This is a genomic window from Brachybacterium kimchii (genome assembly GCF_023373525.1).
GTDB classification, from domain to species: Bacteria; Actinomycetota; Actinomycetes; order Actinomycetales; family Dermabacteraceae; genus Brachybacterium; species Brachybacterium kimchii.
In genome coordinates this window covers 4,229,440-4,249,640 of sequence record NZ_CP097218.1, presented here as the reverse complement: position 1 = coordinate 4,249,640, position 20,201 = coordinate 4,229,440, and the positions used below count along the sequence as shown (strand labels likewise).

Genomic DNA, 20,201 nt, shown 5'->3' with positions numbered 1-20,201 from the left:
CGGCTCACGCCGCGGCCAGCACGGCGTCGATGGGACCGCGCAGGTCGGCGGGCTCGACGGTCGGGTCGAAGCGGTCGACGACCGCGCCGTCGGGCCCGATGAGGAACTTCGCGAAGTTCCACTCGATGTCCGCTCCGTCCTTGCCGGAGCGCTGCGAGCGCAGCCATCGGTAGAGCGGGTCGGCGTCCTCGCCGTTGACGTCGATCTTCGCGAGGATCGGGAAGTCGACGCCGTAGGCGGTGCGGCAGAAGGTGACGGCGTCCTCGTCGCTCCCGGGCATCTGGCCGGCGAACTGGTCGCAGGGGAAGCCGAGGACCACCAGGCCCTGCTCGCGGTACTGCTCCTGCAGGTGCTGGAGGCCGTCGAGCTGCGGGGTGAGCCCGCACTTCGAGGCGACGTTCACCACGAGGACGGCCTGCCCCGCGTACTGCGAGAGGTCGGTGGAGGCGCCCTCGGCGGTGCGCACGGTGAAGTCGTGAAGCGTGGTCATGGGGGCTCCTTGCGGGACGGTTGGGTGCGGCGGCGCCGCGCCCGTCCAGGCTAGACCCGCTCGACGGGCTCGGTCCGCCAGCGGGCCGCCTCGTCCTTCTCGCGGGCGGCCCGCGCCCGGAACTCCTCGCGCTGGGCGGCGTGCGCGCCGTCCCGTCGGATCAGCACGTAGCCGATCGCGACCAGCAGGAACCAGACGGGGGTCGCGAGGAGGCCCGCGAGGGTGTCCGACGCGCCCGTGAACGCCCACAGCAGGAAGGCGAAGAACGCCATCACGACGAAGGGCATCACGCCGCTCAGCGGCATCCGGAAGCGGCTCGCGGCGTGGTCCTGCGGGCGCCGCCGGCGGTAGGCCAGGTAGCTCAGCAGGATCATCGTCCACACGAACATGAAGCACAGCGAAGAGACGGTGGTGACCACGGAGAACGCGGTCGACTCCCCCAGGCCGAACACGAGCAGCACCACCGAGGCCAGCAGCATCACTCCCGTGAGGAACAGGGCGTTCTGCGGGACGTGACGGCGCGAGACGCGTGCGAACAGGCGCGGCGCGTCGTTCTGGGTGGCGAGGCCGAACACCATCCGGGAGGTCGAGTAGATCCCGGAGTTCGCCGAGGACATGGCGGAGGTCAGCACCACGAGGTTCACGATCGCGGCGGCCGCGGGCAGCCCCGCGGTCGCGAAGACCTGGATGAACGGGGAGTCGTCGGCGCTGTACTCCGTCCACGGCATCACCGACATGAGGATCACGAGGGCTCCCACGTAGAACAGCAGGATGCGCACGGGGATCGAGCGCACCGCGCGCGGCAGGTTCTTCTCGGGGTCGCGGGTCTCGGCGGCCGCGGTGCCCACCAGCTCGATGCCCACGAAGGCGAAGGTGGCGATCTGGAAGGCGGCGACGAAGCCTGTGAAGCCGCGCGGGAAGAAGCCGCCGTCGGCCCACAGATGGGTGAAGCTCGAGGGACCTGCCGAGGTCTCGAAGCCCGTGAGCACGAGCACGAGCCCCAGGACGATGAGCGCGAGGATCGCGACGATCTTGACCATGGCGAACCAGAACTCGGTCTCGCCGAAGGCGCGCACCGTCGGAAGATTCAGGCCGATGAGCAGGGCGATCACCACGATCGCGAGGACGGGTGTGGCCCAGCCCGGCAACATCGGCACCAGGTCTCGGAGGTAGACCGAGGCGATCACGATGACGTCGGCCACCGCGGTGACCACCCAGCAGAACCAGTAGGTCCAGCCGGTGAAGAACGCCGCCCAGGGACCGAGCAGGTCGCCGGTGAAATCGGCGAAGTTCCGGTACTCGCGGCGCGAGAGCAGGATCTCGCCCATCGCGCGCATCACGAAGTAGAGCATGAAGCCGATGACCACGTAGACGAGCAGCACGGACGGGCCCGCCACCGAGATCGTCTTGCCCGACCCCATGAACAGGCCCGTGCCGATGGCGCCGCCGATCGCGATCAGCTGGATGTGGCGGTTACCGAGCGAGCGCTCGAGGTGCGGGGCGTCGGGGGCGCGCGAGCCCGGGACATCCGAGCCGGTCGACGTCGATGTCGTGGAGGATGGGGAGTGAGTCACCCGCGGGACCTTACCCATCGGCGGGTGGATCCGGGCGGCGACGCGCGGACGGGATTGCCCGGCCGACGGGTCGATCAGCAGCGGGAGACGCCGTAGCCTGCTCGCATGCCTCATCACCCGACGCCGTCTGCGGTCGAGCGCCCGCTCCCTGCGCCGCCAGGGCCCCGACTCCGTCCGGTGCGGGCGGACGACGCCGGAGCGATCCTCGAGGCCTTCACGTCCTCCCCGGACATGTCGCGCCAGGGCGATGTGCACGATGCGGCGTCGGCCGAGGAGTACTGCACCTGGTTGCGCGGCGCGGACCGGCACGCCTTCGCGATCGTCGACGACGCGGCCGAGACCGCCCGCGGCGGGCAGGGCGCGCGGGGCGCGCAGGGCCGCATGATCGGCCTGGTCGCCGTGAGCGTCGACGAGGGCAACCGCAACGGCTGGTTCTTCTACTGGCTGCACCCCGCGCACCGCGGACGCGGTCTCGCCTCGCGCGCGGCGGCCGCTCTCGCCGAGCGCGCGCTGCGGCCCGTCGACCGGGGCGGGTGGGGGCTTGAGCGCCTCGAGCTCGGACACCGCATCGACAACCCCGCCTCCGGCGCCGTCGCCCGGGCAGCCGGTTTCCTGCACGAGGGCACCGAGCGCGAGAAGTTCCTCATCGGCGGCGAGCGCGTGGACGTCCTCGCCTTTGGTCGCCTCGCGACCGATCCCGCCCCGTCCACCCCGCTTCTGCCCTGGGCCGACGGGGCCTGAGGGCGTCGGTCACTCCGCGTCGGCCGGATCACCCGTGAGCGGGCCGAGCCCCGCGCGACCCGGGGATACCCTGGCGACCATGCCCCGCATCGAGCTTCCGCGCGCCGTCTCCGACACCTTCGATCCCGAGCGCTGGAGGGACGTCGGCCCCGACGAGCTGGCCGGTCCCGCGCTCACGGACGTGACCTACCACCGCGCCGTGGACCGCTCGGATCCCGAGGCGCCGAAGGACCTGCCGTGCGTGCGGATCGCCTTCGACCGTCCCGAGGTGCGCAACGCCTTCCGCCCGCACACGGTCGACGAGCTCTACCGGGCGCTCGACCACGCGCGGCTGGACACCGGGGTCGGCGTCATCCTGCTCACCGGGAACGGCCCCTCCCCGAAGGACGGCGGCTTCGCGTTCTGCTCGGGCGGGGACCAGCGCATCCGCGGGCGCTCCGGCTACCAGTACGCGGGCGGCGAGACCGCAGAGACCGTCAGCCCCGGGCAGGGAGGCCGACTGCACATCCTCGAGGTCCAGCGGCTGATCCGCACCATGGGCAAGGTCGTGATCGCCGTGGTCAACGGCTGGGCGGCCGGCGGCGGGCACTCCCTGCACGTGGTCGCCGACCTCTCGATCGCCTCGCGCCAGCACGCGCGCTTCATGCAGACCGATGCGAACGTGGGCTCCTTCGACGGCGGCTACGGCTCCGCGTACCTCGCCAAGCAGGTGGGCCAGAAGCGGGCACGCGAGATCTTCTTCCTCGCCGAGGAGTACTCGGCCCAGGACGCCTACGACTGGGGCGCGGTGAACCGGGTCGTCGACCACGCCGACCTCGAGGACGAGGCCCTCGCGATGGCCGCGACGATCGCCACGAAGTCCCCGCAGGCGGTGCGCATGCTCAAGTTCGCCTTCAACCTGGCCGACGACGGACTCATGGGCCAGCAGGTCTTCGCGGGCGAGGCGACGCGACTGGCGTACATGACCGACGAGGCCGTCGAGGGCCGCGACGCCTTCCTCGAGCACCGCGCCCCCGACTGGTCGTCCTTCCCCCACCCGCAGGGCTGATCGCCGTGGCCCCGAGCGCATCGCGGACCACGGCGCCGTGGATCCGTCCCTCCTCCTTCGACGGCTCCGCTGCCTCGCTCGCCGAGCACGCCCGCGCGATCGGCGAGGTCATGGCCGGCCGCGGGCGGCTGTGGCTGGGCCCGTTCGATCCGCCGACGACGATGCCCGCAGGCTTCGAGGACACCGTGATGGTGGTCCCGACCTCCGGCTCGACGGGCCGAGCCAAGGCCGTCGCCCATCCCCTGCGCTCGCTGCTCGCCTCGCAGGACGCGACCGCGCGGCTCTTCGCGGACGACGACGGCGCCCGGGGCACGGACGCCGACCGGGCCGCGCACGCGGGCCACGGGTACTGGCTGCCGCTGCTGCCGCCCACCCACATCGCCGGCATCCAGGTCATCGCCCGGGCCCACCGCACGGCCCAGGTGCTGGGACTCGAGCGCGTCCCGCTCCCGGATCCCCTGCCGGATCTCTCCGTCCACTTCGACGCCGCTCGCTTCGTCGCCCTCGCCGAGCCGGCCCTCGAGGAGGCCGCGGCGGCCGACCTCCCTGCCTTCACCTCGCTCGTGCCCACCCAGCTCACCCGGCTGCTCGGCGAGGCGTCGGCCGACGGGGCGCGAGCGCGCGCCCTGCTCGCACGCTTCTCTGCGGTGCTCGTGGGCGGGGCGGCCACGCCGCCCGACCTGCTCGCGCGCGCCAAGGGGGCTCGCATCGCCGCGCGCACCACCTACGGGTCCTCCGAGACCGCGGGCGGCTGCGTCTACGACGGCGTGCCGCTCCCCGGCGTGGCGCTCGAGCTGGTGGGGGCGGAGGACGGCGACGAGGAGGGCCGCCTGCGGCTGCGCTCCCCCACCCTCGCCCACGGCTACGTGCTCGAGGACGGCAGCGCGGCGACGGAGGACTTCCCCGTCGTCGGCCCCGACGGCGAGCGCGCCTTCGTCACCAGCGATCTCGCCCGGATCGACGAGGGACGGCTGAAGATCCTGGGCCGTGCGGACGACGTCATCACCACCGGCGGCCTCAAGGTCGTCCCGCAGGACGTCGAGCGCGCGATCGACCGCTCCCTGATGCTGCGAGGGCTCCTCGCCGAATGGGTCGTCGTGGGCGTGCCGGATCCCGAATGGGGCCGACGCGTCGAAGCGCTCGTCGTCCCCGCCGAGGGTGCACCGACCGATCCCGACGACCTGCCCGCCCTCGTGCGCTCCGCGCTGCGGACCACGGGCGTCCCCTCCCATGCCGTGCCGCGGCGGGTGCACGTCGTCGAGGCGCTGCCGAGGCTCGGCATCGGCAAGATCGACCGCGCCGCGGCGGCCCGCACGGCCTCCGCGCACGCCTGAGGACGTCCCGGGGCCCTGCGGCGCGACCCACGCCACCACGGGGCGCACCCCGGGCGCGGCCCCGGCGGACGTATCCTTGATGGGGCCGTGAACTGCGGTCCCGCCACCGCAGACCTGCCTCGAGGAGCATCATGGCCACGTTCGCCCAGTGGGTCGAGGCCGCGCGCCCCCGCACCCTGCCCGCCGCGATCTCCCCGGTCGCCGCGGGCACCGGGGCGGCGCTCTGGGACGTCGGCTTCGACGCCGCCGTGGTGATCCCGCGTGCGCTGCTCGCCCTCGGCGTGGCCCTGTGCCTGCAGGTCGGCGTGAACTATGCCAACGACTACTCGGACGGCGTGCGCGGCACGGACGACGACCGCGTGGGGCCGTTCCGGCTCACCGGCTCCCGATCAGCGGCCCCCGGCACCGTGAAGCGCGCGGCGTTCCTCGCGCTCGGGCTCGGCGGCGTGCTCGGACTGGTGCTGATCGCGATCGCCGGCATCTGGTGGACCGTGATCGTGGGGGCCGCCGCCATCGCCGCGGCCTGGTTCTACACCGGCGGGAAGCGGCCCTACGGCTACCTGGGCCTGGGCGAGCTGTTCGTGTTCATCTTCTTCGGGCTGGTCGCCGTGGGCGGCACCGCCTATGCGATCACGCTCCGCGTGAGCTGGGTGGCGATCCTCGCCGCCTGCGCGATCGGTCTGCTGGCCGTGGTCATCATGCTCACCAACAACCTGCGGGACCTGCCCACCGACGCCGTCGCCGGCAAGCACACCCTCGCGGTGCGGCTCGGGGACCGGGGCACGCGCACGCTGCTGACGGCGTGCCTCGCCGTCCCCTTCGTGCTGATGGTGCCGGTCATGATGGTCCATCCGCCGGTGCTCGTGGTGCTGCTCGCCCTCGTGCTCGCCGTCGGCCCCCTGCGCACGGTCCTCGCCGGCACGCAGGGGCGCGCGCTCATCCCCGTGCTGGCCCAGGCGGGTCGGCTCGAGCTCGTCTTCTCCCTGCTGCTGCTCGTGGGCCTCGCGGTCTGAGCGGTCCCCCGGGGCGTCGCCGCTCAGCGCTCGTCGTCGTCCTCGTCGAGGAGGGCGTCCTCCTCGTCGGCGTCCTCGTCGCGGACGGGGCCACGGCGCTCGCGGCGGCGTGCGTCGGCCGACTGCAGCCGCCCCGCGAGCCGCTCGCGGGGCGCGCGCAGGAAGAGCACCGAGACCAGGAACGCGATCAGCACGGCGATGATCCCGGCGAGGTAGAAGCCCACGCCGATCTGCACCATCAGCCACCAGGAAGCGGCCAGCACCACCAGCCGGATCACCGTATAGAGCAGGACGTCTCGCATGGGTGCCAGGGTAGTGCGCCCGCCTGGACGGACCGTGCGGGCCGAGTCGCGGACCACAGCGCGCGCGAGGATTCCGTGCCGGGACCTCGCACCGAACCTCCAGAGACCGGTGGGAGGATCCGGCGCATGAGTGCTGAGCGAGCGTCCGACGCCGTCCCCTCGTTCTCCGGGCACGGGATCGACCCCCGGGCGCTGGACTTCCTGCGCCGCCTGGCCGGTCCCGACGCCGAGCATGCGGACGCCGAGACCATGCTGCGCCGCATGCAGCAGCGCATGCGCGGCTTCCTCATGGAGTACAAGTTCGGGCTCGACGAGGTCTCCACGAAGGTCGGCATCCTGCGCGAGCAGTTCGACGCCCAGCACGACCACTCCCCCATCGAGCACGTGAAGACCCGCCTGAAGTCCGCCGAGTCCCTCACCCAGAAGATCGTCGCCCGCGGCGTCCCGGCGGATCTCGACGCGATCCGCGCCCAGATCTTCGACATCGCCGGCCTGCGGATCACCTGCCCGTACGTGGCCGACGTCTACCTCGTGAGCGACGCGATCCGCCGCCAGGAGGACCTCGAGGTCCTGCAGGTCAAGGACTACATCGCCGATCCCAAGCCCAACGGCTACCGCTCCCTGCACCTGATCGTCCAGGTGCCCGTGTTCCTCGCCGACCGCACCGTCGAGATCCCCGTCGAGATCCAGCTGCGCACCATCGCCATGGACTTCTGGGCGAGCACCGAGCACTCGCTGCGCTACAAGTTCGACGGCGACGTGCCCGAGGTGCACTCCCGGCGCATGTCGCAGATCGCCGAGACCACGCGGGAGCTCGACGAGCAGATGGCGGAGCTGCGCCGGGTCCTCACGTCCTGAGACGGACGGGGCGGGGCGCCCGGCCCACCGGCCCTCGTGGTTCCGTAGACTCGGGGGATGTTGAAGGGTGTCCTCGCCATCGCCTCGATCGGGCTGACGATCTTCGCTCTCGCCGACTGCATCCAGTGCGAGAACGCGCAGCTGCGCGGCCTGCCGAAGTGGGCCTGGATCGTGCTCATCGTGCTGCTGCCCTGGGTGGGGCCGCTCACCTGGCTGCTGGTCGGCAAGGACCGCGAGAGCGGCGCCCCGAGCGCCTTCGACCCGCTGCGCGGAGGCCCCTCCCGTGACGACGAGGTCGGACCGGCAGGGCAGACGGGGCCGTGGGGCTCCCGAAGCGGCCGGGGTGCGCGCGGGTCGCGGCCCCTGGCGCCCGACGAGGACCCGGAGTTCCTGCGCAAGCTCGACGAGGATATCCGGCGGGAGCGCCGCGAGCGCGAGCGCCGTGACGGGAACGGCGGCGGTGACGGCACCGGGAGCGGCGGCGAGGACGACGGACGAGGCTGATGCCGAGCGGGCCCGACGCGGGTCGGTGTGTCAGCCGAGGCCGGAGTAGGAGTGCAGGCCGTTGATCACCAGGTTCACGACCGTGTAGTTGATGATGACGCAGGCGAAGCCGGCGAGGGCGAACCAGGCCGCCTTGTTGCCGCGGAAGCCGCGGGTGGCGCGAGCGTGCAGGTAGCAGGCGTAGACCACCCAGATCACGAAGGTCCACACCTCCTTGGGGTCCCAGTTCCAGTAGCGGCCCCAGGCCTCGTTGGCCCAGACCGCCCCGAAGATCAGGGTGAAGGTCCAGCACACGAAGGCGAGGGAGTGCAGGCGGAAGCAGAGCGCCTCGAGGGCCTCCGGGCCGGGGATGCGCTCGGTGAGCGCCGAGACCGGGCCCCAGAAGCGGCCCAGCGGGCGGTCGGCCGCCTCGCGGGCGGCGCGCACCTTCCGGGTGCGGGTCGAGAGCAGCTGGAGGGCGGCGACGATCGCGCCGAGGCCCGAGAGCGCGGTCGCGATGATCGCGACGCCGATGTGCACGATCAGCCAGTGGGAGTTCTGCAGGCTCGGGGTGAGGTCGGAGGCGGGCAGGATCCACGCCGTCTGGGCGATCAGCATGAGCACGAGCACCGGGAGCATCACGAGGGTGCCGAGCAGCCGCAGATCCTTGCGGCGGATCGAGATGATCACGAACAGCGCGACGATGAGCGCGCTCGAGGTCATCGAGAACTCGTACATGTTGCCCCACGGCACGCGCCAGGTCGCCACGCCCCGCAGCACCATCGCGGTGATGTGCAGGACGGCGCCGATCGAGGCCATGACGTACCCGAAGCCGCGGGCGCCCAGTGCGTTGCCCGAGGTCGCGGCGCCGGTCGAGCCCGGCGCGGCCGATCCCTTCCCGGTGGGGGCCGTCCGGGCATGGGTCTTCCCGGCGGCGGTCGACCCGCCGAGTCCGCCGCCGGCTCCCGCGGCCGTCCCGGCGCTCGCGCCGACGGTCGCGAGCTCCGGGCGGGCGTCCTCGCCCTCGCGCTTCTGCTTCTCGAGCTTCTCGTCGCTGCGCCGCTGGGTGACGCCCGAGAGGTCCGCGCCGAAGCCGATGAGGGCCAGGACGTACAGGACGATCGTGACGATGATCAGGAGATTCGAGAGCTCCGCGAGCTGCTGGTCGATCACTGGAGGGGTCCTTCGTGCGAGGGCTTGGACTGCGAGGAATCGGTCTCCGGGGGCTCGGGCGCGGGCCTCGGGGAATCGGGTGACGACGAATCGGACGACGAGGAATCGCTCGACGGGGAATCCGCCGACGACGGATCCGACGTCGGGGAGGCGGAGTCCGCGAGGCGCTCGGCGAGCGCTTGCACGTCCTCCACGAGTCGATCATCGTCGCTGCGGGCCAGTCCCGCCACCTCCAGGACCACGCCGTGGGCCGACGGCACCGCGCGCACCCACACGCGCCGGCGCGGCACGAACAGCGAGAGCACCAGGCCCAGCACCGCGCTCAGCGCCATGACCAGGGTGAACACCTGGAACGGGTCGCGCTTGATGTCGAAGGCGGCGTAGCGCTTGACGCCGTCGAAGGAGATCGAGGAGCCGTCGGCGAGCTTCGTCGAGTCCCCCGGGGTGAGGCTCACCAGGGACTGGTTGCCGTCGGAGTCGGCCACCGGGGTGAGGCTGCTGACGTCCACCTGGTAGGCGTTCTTCGGGACGCCGTCGTCCAGGCCCAGGTCGCCGTTGTAGACGGTGAGGGCGAGCTGCGGGTTCACGAGGCCCGGGAACTCGGAGTGCGGTCCCTTCTCGTCGATGACGCCGGTGGGCAGGAAGAAGCCGACGACGGCCATCTGCTTCGGCTGGGCGTCGGGCGCCTTGATGACCAGCTGCGAGGTGTACCCGGTGTCGCCCGAGGGGATGGTGATGATCGGTCCCTCGGCGACGACGTTCCCCTCGGGGTCCTTCACGGTGACCTCGGGGGCGTATCCGTTGCCCAGGAGGTACATCGTGGTGCCCTGGACGTGCAGCGGCTGGTTCACGCGCAGCGTCTTGGAGTACTCATCGGCCTTGTCCGGGTCGTCGACGGTGACGTCCGCCTCGAACTTCTTGGGCTGCCCGAAGCGGTGCTCGTTGGAGCTGGTGTCGTACTCGGCGCGGAAGTCATCGAGGGTGAAGCGGAACGACGGCAGCTTCGAGGAGTCGTACCAGGCGCCCTGCTCGAAGGAGTCGTACTCGGCCAGGGAGTTCGAGAACCCCTCCCCCTCGACCACGGTGATCTGGCCGCGGTACTGGAACAGCCCGCCGGCGGCCACACCGACCAGCACGCCCAGCAGGGCCACGTGGAAGAGGAGGTTGCCGGTCTCGCGCAGGTATCCGCGCTCGGAGGTCACCGAGCGCGCCCCGCCCTTCTCCTCGAGCACGTCGGTGCGGTAGCGGGAGCGCCTGAGGGCCTTCGCCGCGCGGGCGGTGACGGCCTCGACGTCGGCCCCGGGGAGCTCGACGCGCGTGAACCCGGCGAAGCGGCGCAGGCGCGAGGGCGTGCGCGGAGGGCGCGAGCGGATCTGGCGCAGGTGCACGCCCAGACGCGGGATCACGCAGCCCACCAGCGAGACGAACAGCAGCAGGTAGATCGCGGAGAACCACACCGAGGAGAACACGTCGAAGAAGCCCAGGGTGTCCAGGAACTTCGCCCACGAGCCGTGCTCGGAGATGTACTGCTCCGTCTTGGAGGCGTCGACGTTGCGCTGCGGGTACAGCGAGCCCGGCACGGCGGCGATCGCGAGCAGCAGGAGCAGGAACAGGGCGGTCTGCATGCTCGTGAGCTGTCGCCACAGGAACAGCAGCGTCCCGCGCACGCCCAGCTTGGGCAGCGAGGCCCCCGCCTTGCCCGACTTCCCGGACTGGCGCAGATCGCGGGCCTCGGGCGCGACCCGACGGTCACGGGTGCTCGCCGTGCCCATCTGGTCCTTCTGCTCGTCCCGGGCCCGGCGGGCCCGCTCCGAGCGCGGGGTCTTCGGGTCCTCGCCCTTCGGGTCCCGGTTCTGCGCCCGGCGCCGCGCCTTGCGCGCCCTGCGGTCCTCCTGGGTCATCACACCACCGTCTCGTATCCGCCGATGAGGGTCTGCAGCTGCGCCATCCACTGCGTCCAGGTCCCCGTCAGCAGCAGCACGCCGATCGCGATCAGCAGGGCGCCGCTGACCACGGAGATGGTCCGACGGTGGCGGGCGAGGGCGCGGCTCGCGCCGAGCGCGCGCTGGAAGAGCAGCGCGAACAGCACGAAGGGAATGCCGAGACCCAGGGAATAGGCGAGAGCGAGCAGGGCCCCGCGCAGCGGGGACGCTCCGTCCAGGGAGAGGGCGACCACGGCCGCGTAGGTCGGGCCGATGCAGGGGGTCCACGAGAACCCGAAGACGATGCCCATGAGCGGGGCCCCGAGCAGGCCCGCGTCGGGCCGGCTGTGCAGGCGCCTCTCCCCCGACAGCGAGGGGAACAGCCCCAGGAACAGCAGGCCCATGGCGATCACGAGGACGCCGGAGACCCGGTTGACCCACACGACATGGGACTGCAGGACGTGTCCGAGCGCGCCGACGAAGCCGCCGAGCACGACGAACACGGCGGCGAATCCGAGGACGAACAGCACCGCGCCGAGCGCCATCCGGGAGGAGCCGCCGCGGGATCCGCCCCGCCCGCGCTTCCCGCCGGACGCGCCGCGGGCGGCGCCGTCGGCCCCCTGGCCCGCGAGACCCGAGACGTACCCGAGGTAACCGGGGACCACGGGCAGCACGCACGGGGAGACGAAGGCGACGATCCCCGCGGCCGCGGCCACCGCGAGCGCCACCCAGAGGGAGCCCGAGAGGATCGTCGTGGAGAAGACCTGTCCGATGTCCATCGCGCTCATTCGGCCACGACGGTGTCGATCATCGAGCGCAGGATCGAGGGATCGGCGGCGCCCGAGATGCGCGCCGCGACCCTGCCCTTCGTATCGAGCACGAGCGTCGAGGGGACGGCGTTGGGAGAGACCTGCCCGCGCAGCGCGTAGAGGATCTTGGAATCCAGGTCCGGCAGCGACGAGTAGGGGATCTTGTACTTCTTCTGGAAGGCGACGGCCGGGCCCTTCTCGTCGCGCACGTTGATGCCGACGAACTCCACGCCCTTGGCCGCGTAGTCGTCGGCGATCTCGACGAGGTCCGGGGCTTCCTTGCGGCACGGGGCGCACGAGGCGTACCAGATGTTCAGGACGAGGATCGAGCCCAGCTCGTCGGCGCTCGCGAAGGACTTGCCCTCGTAGGTGGTGCCGCTGAAGTCGACGGGGTCGGTGCGGTCCTCGGGGTCGATCTCGGTGGTCACGCCGTCGCCGGAGACGAAGCCGTTCTCGCCGTCGCCGCCGCTGTCGCCGTAGCGCGAGGAGGTGTCCGAGCCGCAGGCCGCGAGCAGCAGGGCACCGGCGCCGAGTCCGGCGGCGCCGAACAGGGCGCGTCGGCCGACGGGGCGGGCGCTGGGGAGGGCGTTCATGCGAGCTTGCCCCCGGTGGCGTCGACCGCACCCATGTAGAGCTCGGCAGCCGGCTCGGCGTAGTCGATGCCCGCGAGATGGGGGCCGACGAAGCGCAGGCTCGTCACCGAGCACAGCCGGCACTGCCGGCGCCGCGGGTCGTGGAAGAGCGGCTTGCCCTCGGCCGAGAGCCGGGTGACCCAGATCGGCAGCTGGTGCAGCACGAGGACGGCCTCGTGGCCCTCGACCTCGGAGCGGGCCGACTGGACGGCGCTGATCACGCGCGCCGCCTGGTCCCGGTAGGGCTCGCCCCAGGACGGACGGAAGGGGTTGGCGAACCAGCGCCAGTTGCGCGGGTCCGAGAAGCGGGCCTCGCCGTGGCCCATGCGCTGGCCCTCGAAGTGGTTGCCGGACTCGATGAGCCGCACGTCCTGTGCGACGGGGAGGCCGTGGACCGCGGCGATCGGCGCAGCGGTCTGCTGGGCCCGCAGCAGCGGGGAGGCCCAGACGGCGCGCACGTCGCGCGGGGCGAGGTGATCGGCGGCGAGCTGCGCCATCTTCTGGCCGCGCTCGGACAGGCGGTACCCCGGCAGCCTCCCGTAGAGGATCTTCTCGGGGTTGTGCACCTCTCCGTGACGGACCAGGTGGATGACGGTCGTGCTCATGGGCGCGGGGACCTCCGCGGGAACCGAGGGTGTGGGCCGGATCGACACTCGGGGCGGCCGACGATGCGCAGATCGGGGCCGAGCCCGCGACGAGTGGCGAACCGCCTCAAGGTACCAATCAATCCTTGACGTCGGATGGGACGGTGCCCAGGGTCACGGGGGCGCCCTCGGGGATGGTGCGGGCCATGATCCGGCCCAGTTCCAGCAGGTCCTCGGTGCCCACGGCGTCCAGCAGACGCTCCCGCACGGAGGCCACGTGCACGGGCGCCGCCTGGCGCAGCAGCTCGGCGCCGGCCTCGGTGAGCACCGCCTCACGGCCCCGGCCGTCGCCCGAGCAGCGGACCCGCTCGAGGATGCCGCGCTTCTCGAGACGGGCGACGGTGTGGGTCAGGCGCGAGCGCGAATGCACGACCTGGTCGGCCAGGCCCGACATCCGGATCCGGCCCCCGGGGGCCTCCGAGAGCCGCACGAGGATCTCGTACTCGTCGAGGGAGAGGTCGAAGCGCGGATCCTGCTCGAGCGCCGTCGAGATGTTCTCCATCAGCAGGTTCACGCCGTAGAGGAACGTGCGCCAGGCCTGCTGCTCGTCGTGGCTGAGCCAGTGCACCGCGCCGTCCGCACCCCCCGCGCTCGCGCCCTCGGCGCCCGCGCCCTCGGCGCCCGCGCCGTCGGCGACGGGTGCACCGCTCGCGCGCGGCGCACCGCTCGTACCGCGCCCGTTCACCGACTCGCCGTCCGCACCGCGCGGTTCGCGCGTATCCTCGGTGTTCGACATCACATGCTCCTTCCGGACCCCTGGGGCCTTGCGCCCGACCTCCATCATAGTTTACCTTTCAAGCACAGAGTTCGTGCAACATTCAAGGAAAGAAGGACGGCACACGATGACTGCTCTCCCCGATAGCATCTCCCAGGGCACCTGGACGCTGGACGCCTCCCACACCAACGCCGGCTTCACCATCCGCCACGCGGGCATCTCGAAGGTGCGCGGCCACTTCGCGGACGTCACGGGCTCCTTCGTCGCGGGTGCAGATCTCGAGTCCAGCCGCTTCGAGGCCTCCCTGAAGACCGCGTCGATCTCGACCGGCAACGAGGACCGCGACAACCACCTGCGCTCCGGCGACTTCTTCGACGCCGAGACGAACCCGGAGATCACCTTCTCCTCGACCTCCGTGGGCGACGACGAGATCGTCGGCGATCTGACCATCAGCGGCGTCACCAAGTCCATCACCCTCGACTACGACTACGAGGGCGCTGCGACCGACCCCTTCGGCCAGTACCGCGCGGGCTTCACCGCCTCCACCAAGATCTCCCGCAAGGACTTCGGGCTCACCTGGAACGCCGCCCTCGAGGCCGGCGGGGTGCTCGTGGCCGACGAGGTCAAGATCACCATCGAGGCCGAGTTCACCGCTCCCGCCGCCGCGTGATCCCGTGAACGCGGAGCCTCCGGGCCGATGAACGCCTGATCGACCCGGCGAACCTCCGCGCACAGCTCCCGAAGGGCCGTCCACCATCCGGTGGGCGGCCCTTCGCCGTGCGCGGATCCGACGCGGCACGGGAAGCCCTACGCTGAACGGGTGATGAGCCTCCCCGCCGACCTCCCCCGCCCGCCGCGCACCACCGATCCGGATGCGCGCGTGCTGTACCTCACCCGCCCCGGCTGCCATCTATGCGACGTGGCCCTGCCCGTCGTCCGCGCCGAGGCCGACCGCGCGGGGACGGTCGTCGAGATCCTCGACATCGACGAGGATCCCGCCCTGCAGCGCGACTGGAACGAGCACGTGCCCGTGATCGTGGTCGACGGCGCCGTGCAGGCCCGCTACCGCGTCGATGCGCCGTCCCTGCGCTCGGCGCTCACCCGTCGGCGCTGGTGGCAGAGGATCCTGGGCCGCTGACCCCGAGGGGACGCGAGGGAACGGCGCCGGCCGGAGCGCTCGGCCGCGCGGTCCCGCACCACAGCGCACGAGGACCCCGCCGGAGATCCGGCGGGGTCCTCGTGCAGTGATCACCGCACGGGCCGCGGGGCCCGCATGCGGTCGCGCCCTGGGGGCGCGCAGATCACTTCTTGTTGCGGCGCTGGTGGCGCGTGCGACGAAGCAGCTTGCGGTGCTTCTTCTTCGACATGCGCTTGCGACGCTTCTTGATCACGGAACCCATGGGGACCCCTGTTCTGCAGGCGGATGCCTGCGGTCTCGGACGGAGAGCGGACTGCACGCGGCCCGGCCCACAGGCGGTGCTCCCCGCCCCCTGGGGCGGGATGCGGCGCCCACGCGTGAGCACCACGAGTCCAGGGCCCGTGCCACAGTCGACGCCCCACTCTACACGCGCTGAGGGGGTGCGTCCCCGCTCGCTGCTGCGAGATCCGTCGCAGATCTGCGGGCCGCCGCCAGCGTGCTCTGCACGGGGTCGACGACGAGTTCGGCGGCGACCACGCGCACGCGGGCGCGCAGCAGGCGCCGGGCACGGGCGGCATGGAGGCACGAGACGAGGGCGGCGAGCGCTCCGCCGAGCACGGTCAGCAGGATCCCTGCCCCCACGCCCAGCACGATGAGCGCCGTCGGCAGCGGGATCGGCACCCACAGCTCGCGGATCATCGGCATCGGCGGCGCCGGGACCTGGAAGAACCCGAGGATCGCATTCAGCACGAGCCAGCCCAGGCCCACCACCCAGGCCGCCATCGCGAGCCACTGCAGCACGTCCAGGACGGGCCACCACCAGCCGCGGGTGCGGCGCGAGAGGTCCGCGCCGACCACGGCCTGGTCGAGGGCGTCCGGGAGCTCGTCCTCGCGCGAGCGGGCGGAGCGGCGCACGGCCGCGCGCCACGGGTCGGAGCCGTCGCGGCTGACGGTGTCGGCGAAGCCGCGCAGGCCCTCGGAGGCACGGGCCGACGTCGCCGCGTCGGGCGCGGGCAGGGAGGACCGCGCCTCCGCCCCCTGAGCGCCACGGGATCCATCGGCCCCGAGGTGGAGCCGTGCCAGGGGATCCGGGCGCACGCGCCGGAGCCAGCGCACGACGGGCCAGCCGCTGCGCGCGTCGGCGCGATGCCGGTAGGCCTTCCCCACGGCCTCGGCCACGGGATCGATGCGGGCCGCGGCCCCGAGGGCGTCCTCGAGCGAGCGCTCGGCGGCCGACGGGACCCGACCCGGCAGGCCCGAGGGATCCGCGGCGGTCCGCAGCCCGACCGCTGCCTCCCGCAGGTCGGCGCGCCGGCGCACGGCGATCGCCTCACGGGCCTGGGCGACGGCCGCGAAGCGGGAGCGGACGTCCGCGAGCCCCGCGCCGGTCTCCGCGGAGACCGCGAGGACGGGTGCGTGCTCGAGGCCGTCCCGGCGCACGATCTGCTCGAGGGAGGTGCGCACGCTCTCGCGCTCGTCCTCGCGCACGGTGTCGATCTGGTTGAGCAGCACGAGGGTGACGGCGTCGTGGCCGGCGAAGGGCTCGACGAAGTCGCGGTGCAGCACCCTGTCGGCGTACTTCTGCGGGTCCGTGACCCACACGAGCACGTCGACCATGCCGGTCATGCGCTCGGCGATGTCGCGGTGGGCGTCCTGGACGGAGTCGAGGTCGGGCAGGTCCAGCAGCACCATGCCGGCGGAGGGCCCGGGTTTGCCGGCGCGCCCGGCTTTGCCTGCGTGCCCGGCCCCCTCCGCAGCCGCCCGCGCGAGCGCGTCGTGCAGCGGACCATCGTGCACCTCGTGGCGGTCGGCGACCTCGAGCCAGTCCAGGAGAGCGTCGGCTCCGGCGGGGTCGAGCACCGCGGCGTGCGGGTCGCGCGTCGTCGGGCGACGCACCGCCGCCGGGGAGATCTCGCGGCCCACCAGGGTGTTCATGAGCGACGACTTGCCCGATCCGGTCGCACCGAAGAAGCCGATGACGGTGTGCTCGGCCGAGAGCGCGGTGCGCGCGTCGAGCCTCTCGAGCATCTCCCCGGTCGCAGCGAGGGCATCCGACGGGGCGATGCCCTCGAGGTCATCGCGAGCCCTCACGAGGGCGTCCCGGCGCTCGGCCAGGGACGCGAGGGAGTCCGCGGAGCCGGTGCGGGCGCCGCGCGAGGCGCGGGAGGCGCGCGAGGTGCGCGGACTCATGCGGGGTCCTCCCCCGTCGTGGGCTCGTGCGCCGTCCGCTCCCCCGTCGCCTGCTCGGCCTGGGCCCTGATGTCGGCGGCGAGCGCCGCCGCCCCGCGCGCGTCGGCCCGCAGGGACTCGGGCTCCGTGCCCTCGGGCACGGCCTCCAGGCGCGCGCGGAAGGGCTCGGCGCGCTCGACGACGAGTCCCTCGAGCCGTGCGACGAGGCTCTCGCGGGCCACGCGGGCCAGTCTCCGCACGGCGTCCTCGCCGAAGATCGTCTCGAGCAGCTTCTGGCCGACGATCGCGGTCGCGGCGCCCGTGCCGACCTCCAGCCCGGTGGGGATGAAGGCCGTGGAGGCGAAGACGACGACCATGAGCGCCACGCCCACGGCGTTCACGCCGAGGGACAGGATGCGGGCCTTCGTGCGGCGGTCGCCGCCCTCGCTGCGCACGAGCTCGAGCACGTCCCCCTGCCAGTCGCGGACGGCGCGGGCGACCTGCTGCTCGTAGCCGGGCTCCATGCGGGAGAGGTCCGCGCCCTCCACGAGGGGACGCCCCGCGGGATGCGATCGCCATGCCTGCTCGACGTGCTCGGCGCCGCGCGCGGTCTCGTCGACCACGACGTGGACGAGGCCCGTCTCGAGGGCGTCCTGGGCCGCGACCGCGGGCCTCCCCTCGCCGCGCAGGGCACGCCCGAGGCGGTCGCGCACCCGCCCGACGAGGCTCTCGAGCGAGCGGACGACCTCGCCGGTGCCCACGACCTCCTGCCAGCGCGCGAGGACCTCGCCGCGCAGCAGGGACCCGTCGCCCACGGCCTCCTCGATGCGTCCGACGACGTCCGCGAAGGCGTCGTCGACCGCCGTCGCGAGCTCCTCGCGGATCGCGTGCTGCTCCTCGACGCCGGCGGCGACGTCCTGCAGGGTCCCGTCCAGGGAGTCGAGGGCGCCCGCGAGGGTGCGCCGGGCGATCGCGCCGCGTGCGCCCTGGTCCGCGGCGAGCGCATGCAGCCAGGTGTCGATCTCGCCGACGCGGGCCTGGTCGAGCATCCCTTCGGCCGAGAGCGACGACTCCGGGACGAGGAACAGCCGGGCGGGCTCGAGCCCGCGATCCTCCAGCATCGCCCGCAGATCGGTCTCGAGCTCCTCGGCGATGCCGGGCCGCTCGGGGATGCGGTTCATGACCACGGCGACCGTGGCGTCGGCCTCGACGGCCGTGCGCAGCACCTCCCACGGGACCGCGTCGGCGTAGCGGTTGGCGGTGGTGACGAACAGCCAGAGATCGGCGGCGCGCAGCAGCTGCCGGGCCAGCTCGCGGTTGCCCGCGGCGATCGAGTCGATGTCGGGCGCGTCGAGCAGGGCGAGGCCGCGCGGGACCTCGGCGAGGGGGCGCAGCTCGAGCTCGCGCGAGGGCTCGTCCTCGGATCCGGCCGACTGGGCGCCGGCACCCGCTCCCCCGCGTACGCGGGCGAGGCCGGGCAGGATCCGCGTGCCCTCGAACCAGGGCGCATCCTCCGGATGGTGCAGCAGCACGGGCCGCCTGGTCGTGGGGCGGATGGCGCCGGCCCGGGTGACGGGCCGGCCGACGAGGGCGTTCAGGAGCGTCGACTTGCCGGCGCCCGTCGAGCCGCCGACGACCACGAGCAGCGGCGCGTCGACGGACTGCAGGCGCGGCAGGAGGTGGTCGGCGAGCTGGCGGGAGGCGGCCGTCACGGCGCTGCGGGTCTGCACGGCGCCGGGCGCCTCGAAGCCGAGGCGGACCCCGTCGAGGTCCGCGGCGAGGTCATCGAGCACCCGCGTGGCGTCCGACCCGGGCCCCACCTGGTCGTCCGTCGGAGGTCGAGTGGTCATGCGGCCATTCTGGCAGTCGCCGCGCCGGGACGGTCCTCAGTCGAGGAACGGGTCCAGGCCCCACTCGGGGAAGGCGGCGCGGCGCGCGGCCTGGACGGCGCGGTCGAGGTCGTCGGCCGGATCGAAGCCCAGCGACCAGTCGCGCACGTCCAGGGGGCGCTGCTCCCCGTATCCCATCTCGGGCGGGGCGTCGGGGTCGAGCAGGCCGTGGGCCCGCAGCACCTCGGGCACGGCACGGCGGTACGCCTCGGGGACCTCGCCCTCCTCCGGGAGCGGCTCCCCGGTGACCACGGCGACCAGGTGCGCCCAGGAGCGCGGGACCACGTCGGTGACGGCGTACCCGCCGCCGCCGAGGGCGAGCCAGCGCCCGCCCGCGGACTCGTCCGCCACCTCGCGCATGAGCATCATCGCGGCGCGCTGGGCCTCGAGGGTCGCGCGGACATCGGCGAGCGGATCCTTGCGGTGGCTGTCGGCGCCGTGCTGGGTGACCAGGAGCGTCGGCCGGACCGCGCGGGCGAGGCCGGGCACGGTCGCGCCGATCGCGCGCACCCATCCGTCCGCGTCGGTGCGCGGCGGCAGCGGGACGTTGATCGCACTGCCCAGGGCGCCCGCACCGCCCGTGTCCTGGACGAACCCGGTGCCCGGGTAGAGGTGCTCGCCGCTCTCGTGGATCGAGAGGGTGACGGCGCGCGGCTCGTCCCACAGGGCGCGCTCGACGCCGTCGCCGTGGTGGACGTCGAGGTCGACATAGAGGATGCGCTCCTCCCCCGCGTCGAGGGCGTGGGCGATCGCGATCGCCGCGTCGTTGTACACGCAGAACCCGGCGGCCTGGGAGGCGCGCGCATGGTGCATGCCGCCCGCGAAGTTCACGGCACGGTCGACCTGGCCGGCGCGGATCGCGTCGACCGCCGCGATCGACCCGCCGACGATGCGGGCGCTCGCGGTGTGCATGCCCTCGAAGGCGGGGACGTCGTCGCCCCCGATGCCGAAGCCGATGAGCGCATCGTCCCCGCCGTCCCTTCCCGCCCCGGGCGCCGACGCGCGGCGCACGGCGGCCAGGAACTCCGGGGTGTGCACGCGCAGCAGCTCCGCGTCGGACGCGACGGGCGCGGGCAGTGTCCGCACCCCGGGGCGCGCGAGCAGTCCGCTGGTCTCCGCGAGCAGCCTCGTCAGCTCGAGGCGCACGGGCGACATCGGGTGGTAGGGGCCGAAGTCGTAGGCGAGGAGGGCGTCGTCCCAGACGACACCGGCGCCGGAGGAGCCATGGGGGGCGGAGACCATGCGTTCGAGCGTACCCAGTGCAGGG

At 73.1% G+C, this 20,201-nt stretch carries 21 protein-coding genes; 8 read left to right on the top strand and 13 right to left on the bottom strand.

The genetic code is table 11. The features are described 5' to 3' along the window. Window positions 1–4: 4 nt before the first annotated feature. Window positions 5–490 (bottom strand): glutathione peroxidase, encoded by a 486-nt coding sequence (locus M4486_RS19305; protein ID WP_249478932.1) that lies wholly within the window; start codon window positions 488–490, stop codon window positions 5–7. A 50-nt stretch (window positions 491–540) separates the two neighbouring features. Continuing rightward, on the bottom strand, window positions 541–2,082 hold the full coding sequence (locus M4486_RS19300) for an amino acid permease (RefSeq protein WP_429798312.1): 1,542 nt from the start codon (window positions 2,080–2,082) through the stop codon (window positions 541–543). Between the two features lie 159 nt (window positions 2,083–2,241). On the opposite strand from M4486_RS19300, the gene M4486_RS19295 reads away from it, so the two are divergent. The 4 genes from M4486_RS19295 to M4486_RS19280 all read left to right on the top strand — a co-directional run bounded on the left by M4486_RS19295 (window position 2,242) and on the right by M4486_RS19280 (window position 6,200). Next, entirely contained in the window at window positions 2,242–2,805 is a 564-nt protein-coding gene (locus M4486_RS19295) for a GNAT family N-acetyltransferase (protein ID WP_249478930.1), read from the top strand. A gap of 79 nt (window positions 2,806–2,884) precedes the next feature. Further along, window positions 2,885–3,853 (top strand): 1,4-dihydroxy-2-naphthoyl-CoA synthase, encoded by a 969-nt coding sequence (locus tag M4486_RS19290; RefSeq protein WP_249478929.1) that lies wholly within the window; start codon window positions 2,885–2,887, stop codon window positions 3,851–3,853. Window positions 3,854–3,858: 5 nt separating this feature from the next. After that, window positions 3,859–5,187, top strand: coding sequence for an AMP-binding protein (locus M4486_RS19285; protein WP_249478928.1), 1,329 nt, complete (start codon window positions 3,859–3,861; stop codon window positions 5,185–5,187). 131 nt (window positions 5,188–5,318) lie between these two features. Beyond that, window positions 5,319–6,200 (top strand): 1,4-dihydroxy-2-naphthoate polyprenyltransferase, encoded by an 882-nt coding sequence (locus M4486_RS19280; RefSeq protein ID WP_249478927.1) that lies wholly within the window; start codon window positions 5,319–5,321, stop codon window positions 6,198–6,200. Window positions 6,201–6,223: 23 nt separating this feature from the next. On the opposite strand, the gene M4486_RS19275 is transcribed toward M4486_RS19280, so the two are convergent. Then, the gene (locus M4486_RS19275) at window positions 6,224–6,502 is read right to left on the bottom strand and encodes a DUF4229 domain-containing protein (protein WP_249478926.1); all 279 of its coding nucleotides are present in this window, start codon (window positions 6,500–6,502) and stop codon (window positions 6,224–6,226) included. A 126-nt stretch (window positions 6,503–6,628) separates the two neighbouring features. On the opposite strand from M4486_RS19275, the gene M4486_RS19270 reads away from it, so the two are divergent. Both M4486_RS19270 and M4486_RS19265 read left to right on the top strand, forming a co-directional pair. Further along, window positions 6,629–7,360, top strand: a complete 732-nt coding sequence (locus tag M4486_RS19270) for a GTP pyrophosphokinase (RefSeq protein WP_249478925.1) — start codon at window positions 6,629–6,631, stop codon at window positions 7,358–7,360. Window positions 7,361–7,417: 57 nt separating this feature from the next. After that, complete coding sequence (locus tag M4486_RS19265) at window positions 7,418–7,864, top strand: PLD nuclease N-terminal domain-containing protein (RefSeq protein WP_249478924.1); 447 nt, start codon at window positions 7,418–7,420, stop codon at window positions 7,862–7,864. 30 nt (window positions 7,865–7,894) lie between these two features. On the opposite strand, the gene ccsB is transcribed toward M4486_RS19265, so the two are convergent. From ccsB to M4486_RS19235, 6 genes are all read right to left on the bottom strand, one after another. After that, a complete protein-coding gene (ccsB, locus tag M4486_RS19260; protein ID WP_249478923.1) occupies window positions 7,895–9,016 on the bottom strand; it encodes a c-type cytochrome biogenesis protein CcsB in 1,122 nt (373 codons plus the stop codon). Then, the gene (gene resB / locus M4486_RS19255) at window positions 9,013–10,917 is read right to left on the bottom strand and encodes a cytochrome c biogenesis protein ResB (RefSeq protein ID WP_249478922.1); all 1,905 of its coding nucleotides are present in this window, start codon (window positions 10,915–10,917) and stop codon (window positions 9,013–9,015) included. Before resB ends, ccsB begins: the two co-directional genes overlap by 4 nt. Then, window positions 10,917–11,726, bottom strand: coding sequence for a cytochrome c biogenesis CcdA family protein (locus M4486_RS19250; protein ID WP_249478921.1), 810 nt, complete (start codon window positions 11,724–11,726; stop codon window positions 10,917–10,919). The genes resB and M4486_RS19250 overlap by 1 nt, the downstream gene beginning before the upstream one ends. Then, the gene (locus tag M4486_RS19245; protein ID WP_249478920.1) at window positions 11,723–12,340 is read right to left on the bottom strand and encodes a TlpA family protein disulfide reductase; all 618 of its coding nucleotides are present in this window, start codon (window positions 12,338–12,340) and stop codon (window positions 11,723–11,725) included. Before M4486_RS19245 ends, M4486_RS19250 begins: the two co-directional genes overlap by 4 nt. Continuing rightward, window positions 12,337–12,984 carry a histidine phosphatase family protein gene (locus tag M4486_RS19240; protein ID WP_249478919.1) on the bottom strand — a complete coding sequence of 216 codons (648 nt, stop codon included), beginning with the start codon at window positions 12,982–12,984 and terminating at the stop codon, window positions 12,337–12,339. The genes M4486_RS19245 and M4486_RS19240 overlap by 4 nt, the downstream gene beginning before the upstream one ends. A 118-nt stretch (window positions 12,985–13,102) precedes the next feature. Beyond that, window positions 13,103–13,759, bottom strand: a complete 657-nt coding sequence (locus tag M4486_RS19235) for a MarR family winged helix-turn-helix transcriptional regulator (protein WP_249478918.1) — start codon at window positions 13,757–13,759, stop codon at window positions 13,103–13,105. Between the two features lie 106 nt (window positions 13,760–13,865). Between M4486_RS19235 and M4486_RS19230 the strand changes: the two genes are divergently transcribed. Both M4486_RS19230 and M4486_RS19225 read left to right on the top strand, forming a co-directional pair. Then, entirely contained in the window at window positions 13,866–14,408 is a 543-nt protein-coding gene (locus tag M4486_RS19230) for a YceI family protein (RefSeq protein ID WP_249478917.1), read from the top strand. Between the two features lie 153 nt (window positions 14,409–14,561). Further along, window positions 14,562–14,876, top strand: a complete 315-nt coding sequence (locus tag M4486_RS19225; protein WP_249478916.1) for a glutaredoxin family protein — start codon at window positions 14,562–14,564, stop codon at window positions 14,874–14,876. Between the two features lie 163 nt (window positions 14,877–15,039). Here the strand turns inward: M4486_RS19225 and M4486_RS19220 are convergent, their stop codons facing one another. The 4 genes from M4486_RS19220 to M4486_RS19205 all read right to left on the bottom strand — a co-directional run bounded on the left by M4486_RS19220 (window position 15,040) and on the right by M4486_RS19205 (window position 20,176). After that, on the bottom strand, window positions 15,040–15,138 hold the full coding sequence (locus tag M4486_RS19220; RefSeq protein ID WP_109274628.1) for a 30S ribosomal protein bS22: 99 nt from the start codon (window positions 15,136–15,138) through the stop codon (window positions 15,040–15,042). Between the two features lie 161 nt (window positions 15,139–15,299). Next, window positions 15,300–17,066: a GTPase gene (locus M4486_RS19215; RefSeq protein WP_249478915.1), complete on the bottom strand. Its 1,767-nt coding sequence runs from the start codon at window positions 17,064–17,066 to the stop codon at window positions 15,300–15,302. After that, a complete protein-coding gene (locus M4486_RS19210) occupies window positions 17,063–18,895 on the bottom strand; it encodes a dynamin family protein (protein WP_249478914.1) in 1,833 nt (610 codons plus the stop codon). The genes M4486_RS19215 and M4486_RS19210 overlap by 4 nt, the downstream gene beginning before the upstream one ends. A 36-nt stretch (window positions 18,896–18,931) precedes the next feature. Then, window positions 18,932–20,176: an acetoin utilization protein AcuC gene (locus M4486_RS19205; protein WP_249478913.1), complete on the bottom strand. Its 1,245-nt coding sequence runs from the start codon at window positions 20,174–20,176 to the stop codon at window positions 18,932–18,934. Window positions 20,177–20,201 lie beyond the last annotated feature (25 nt).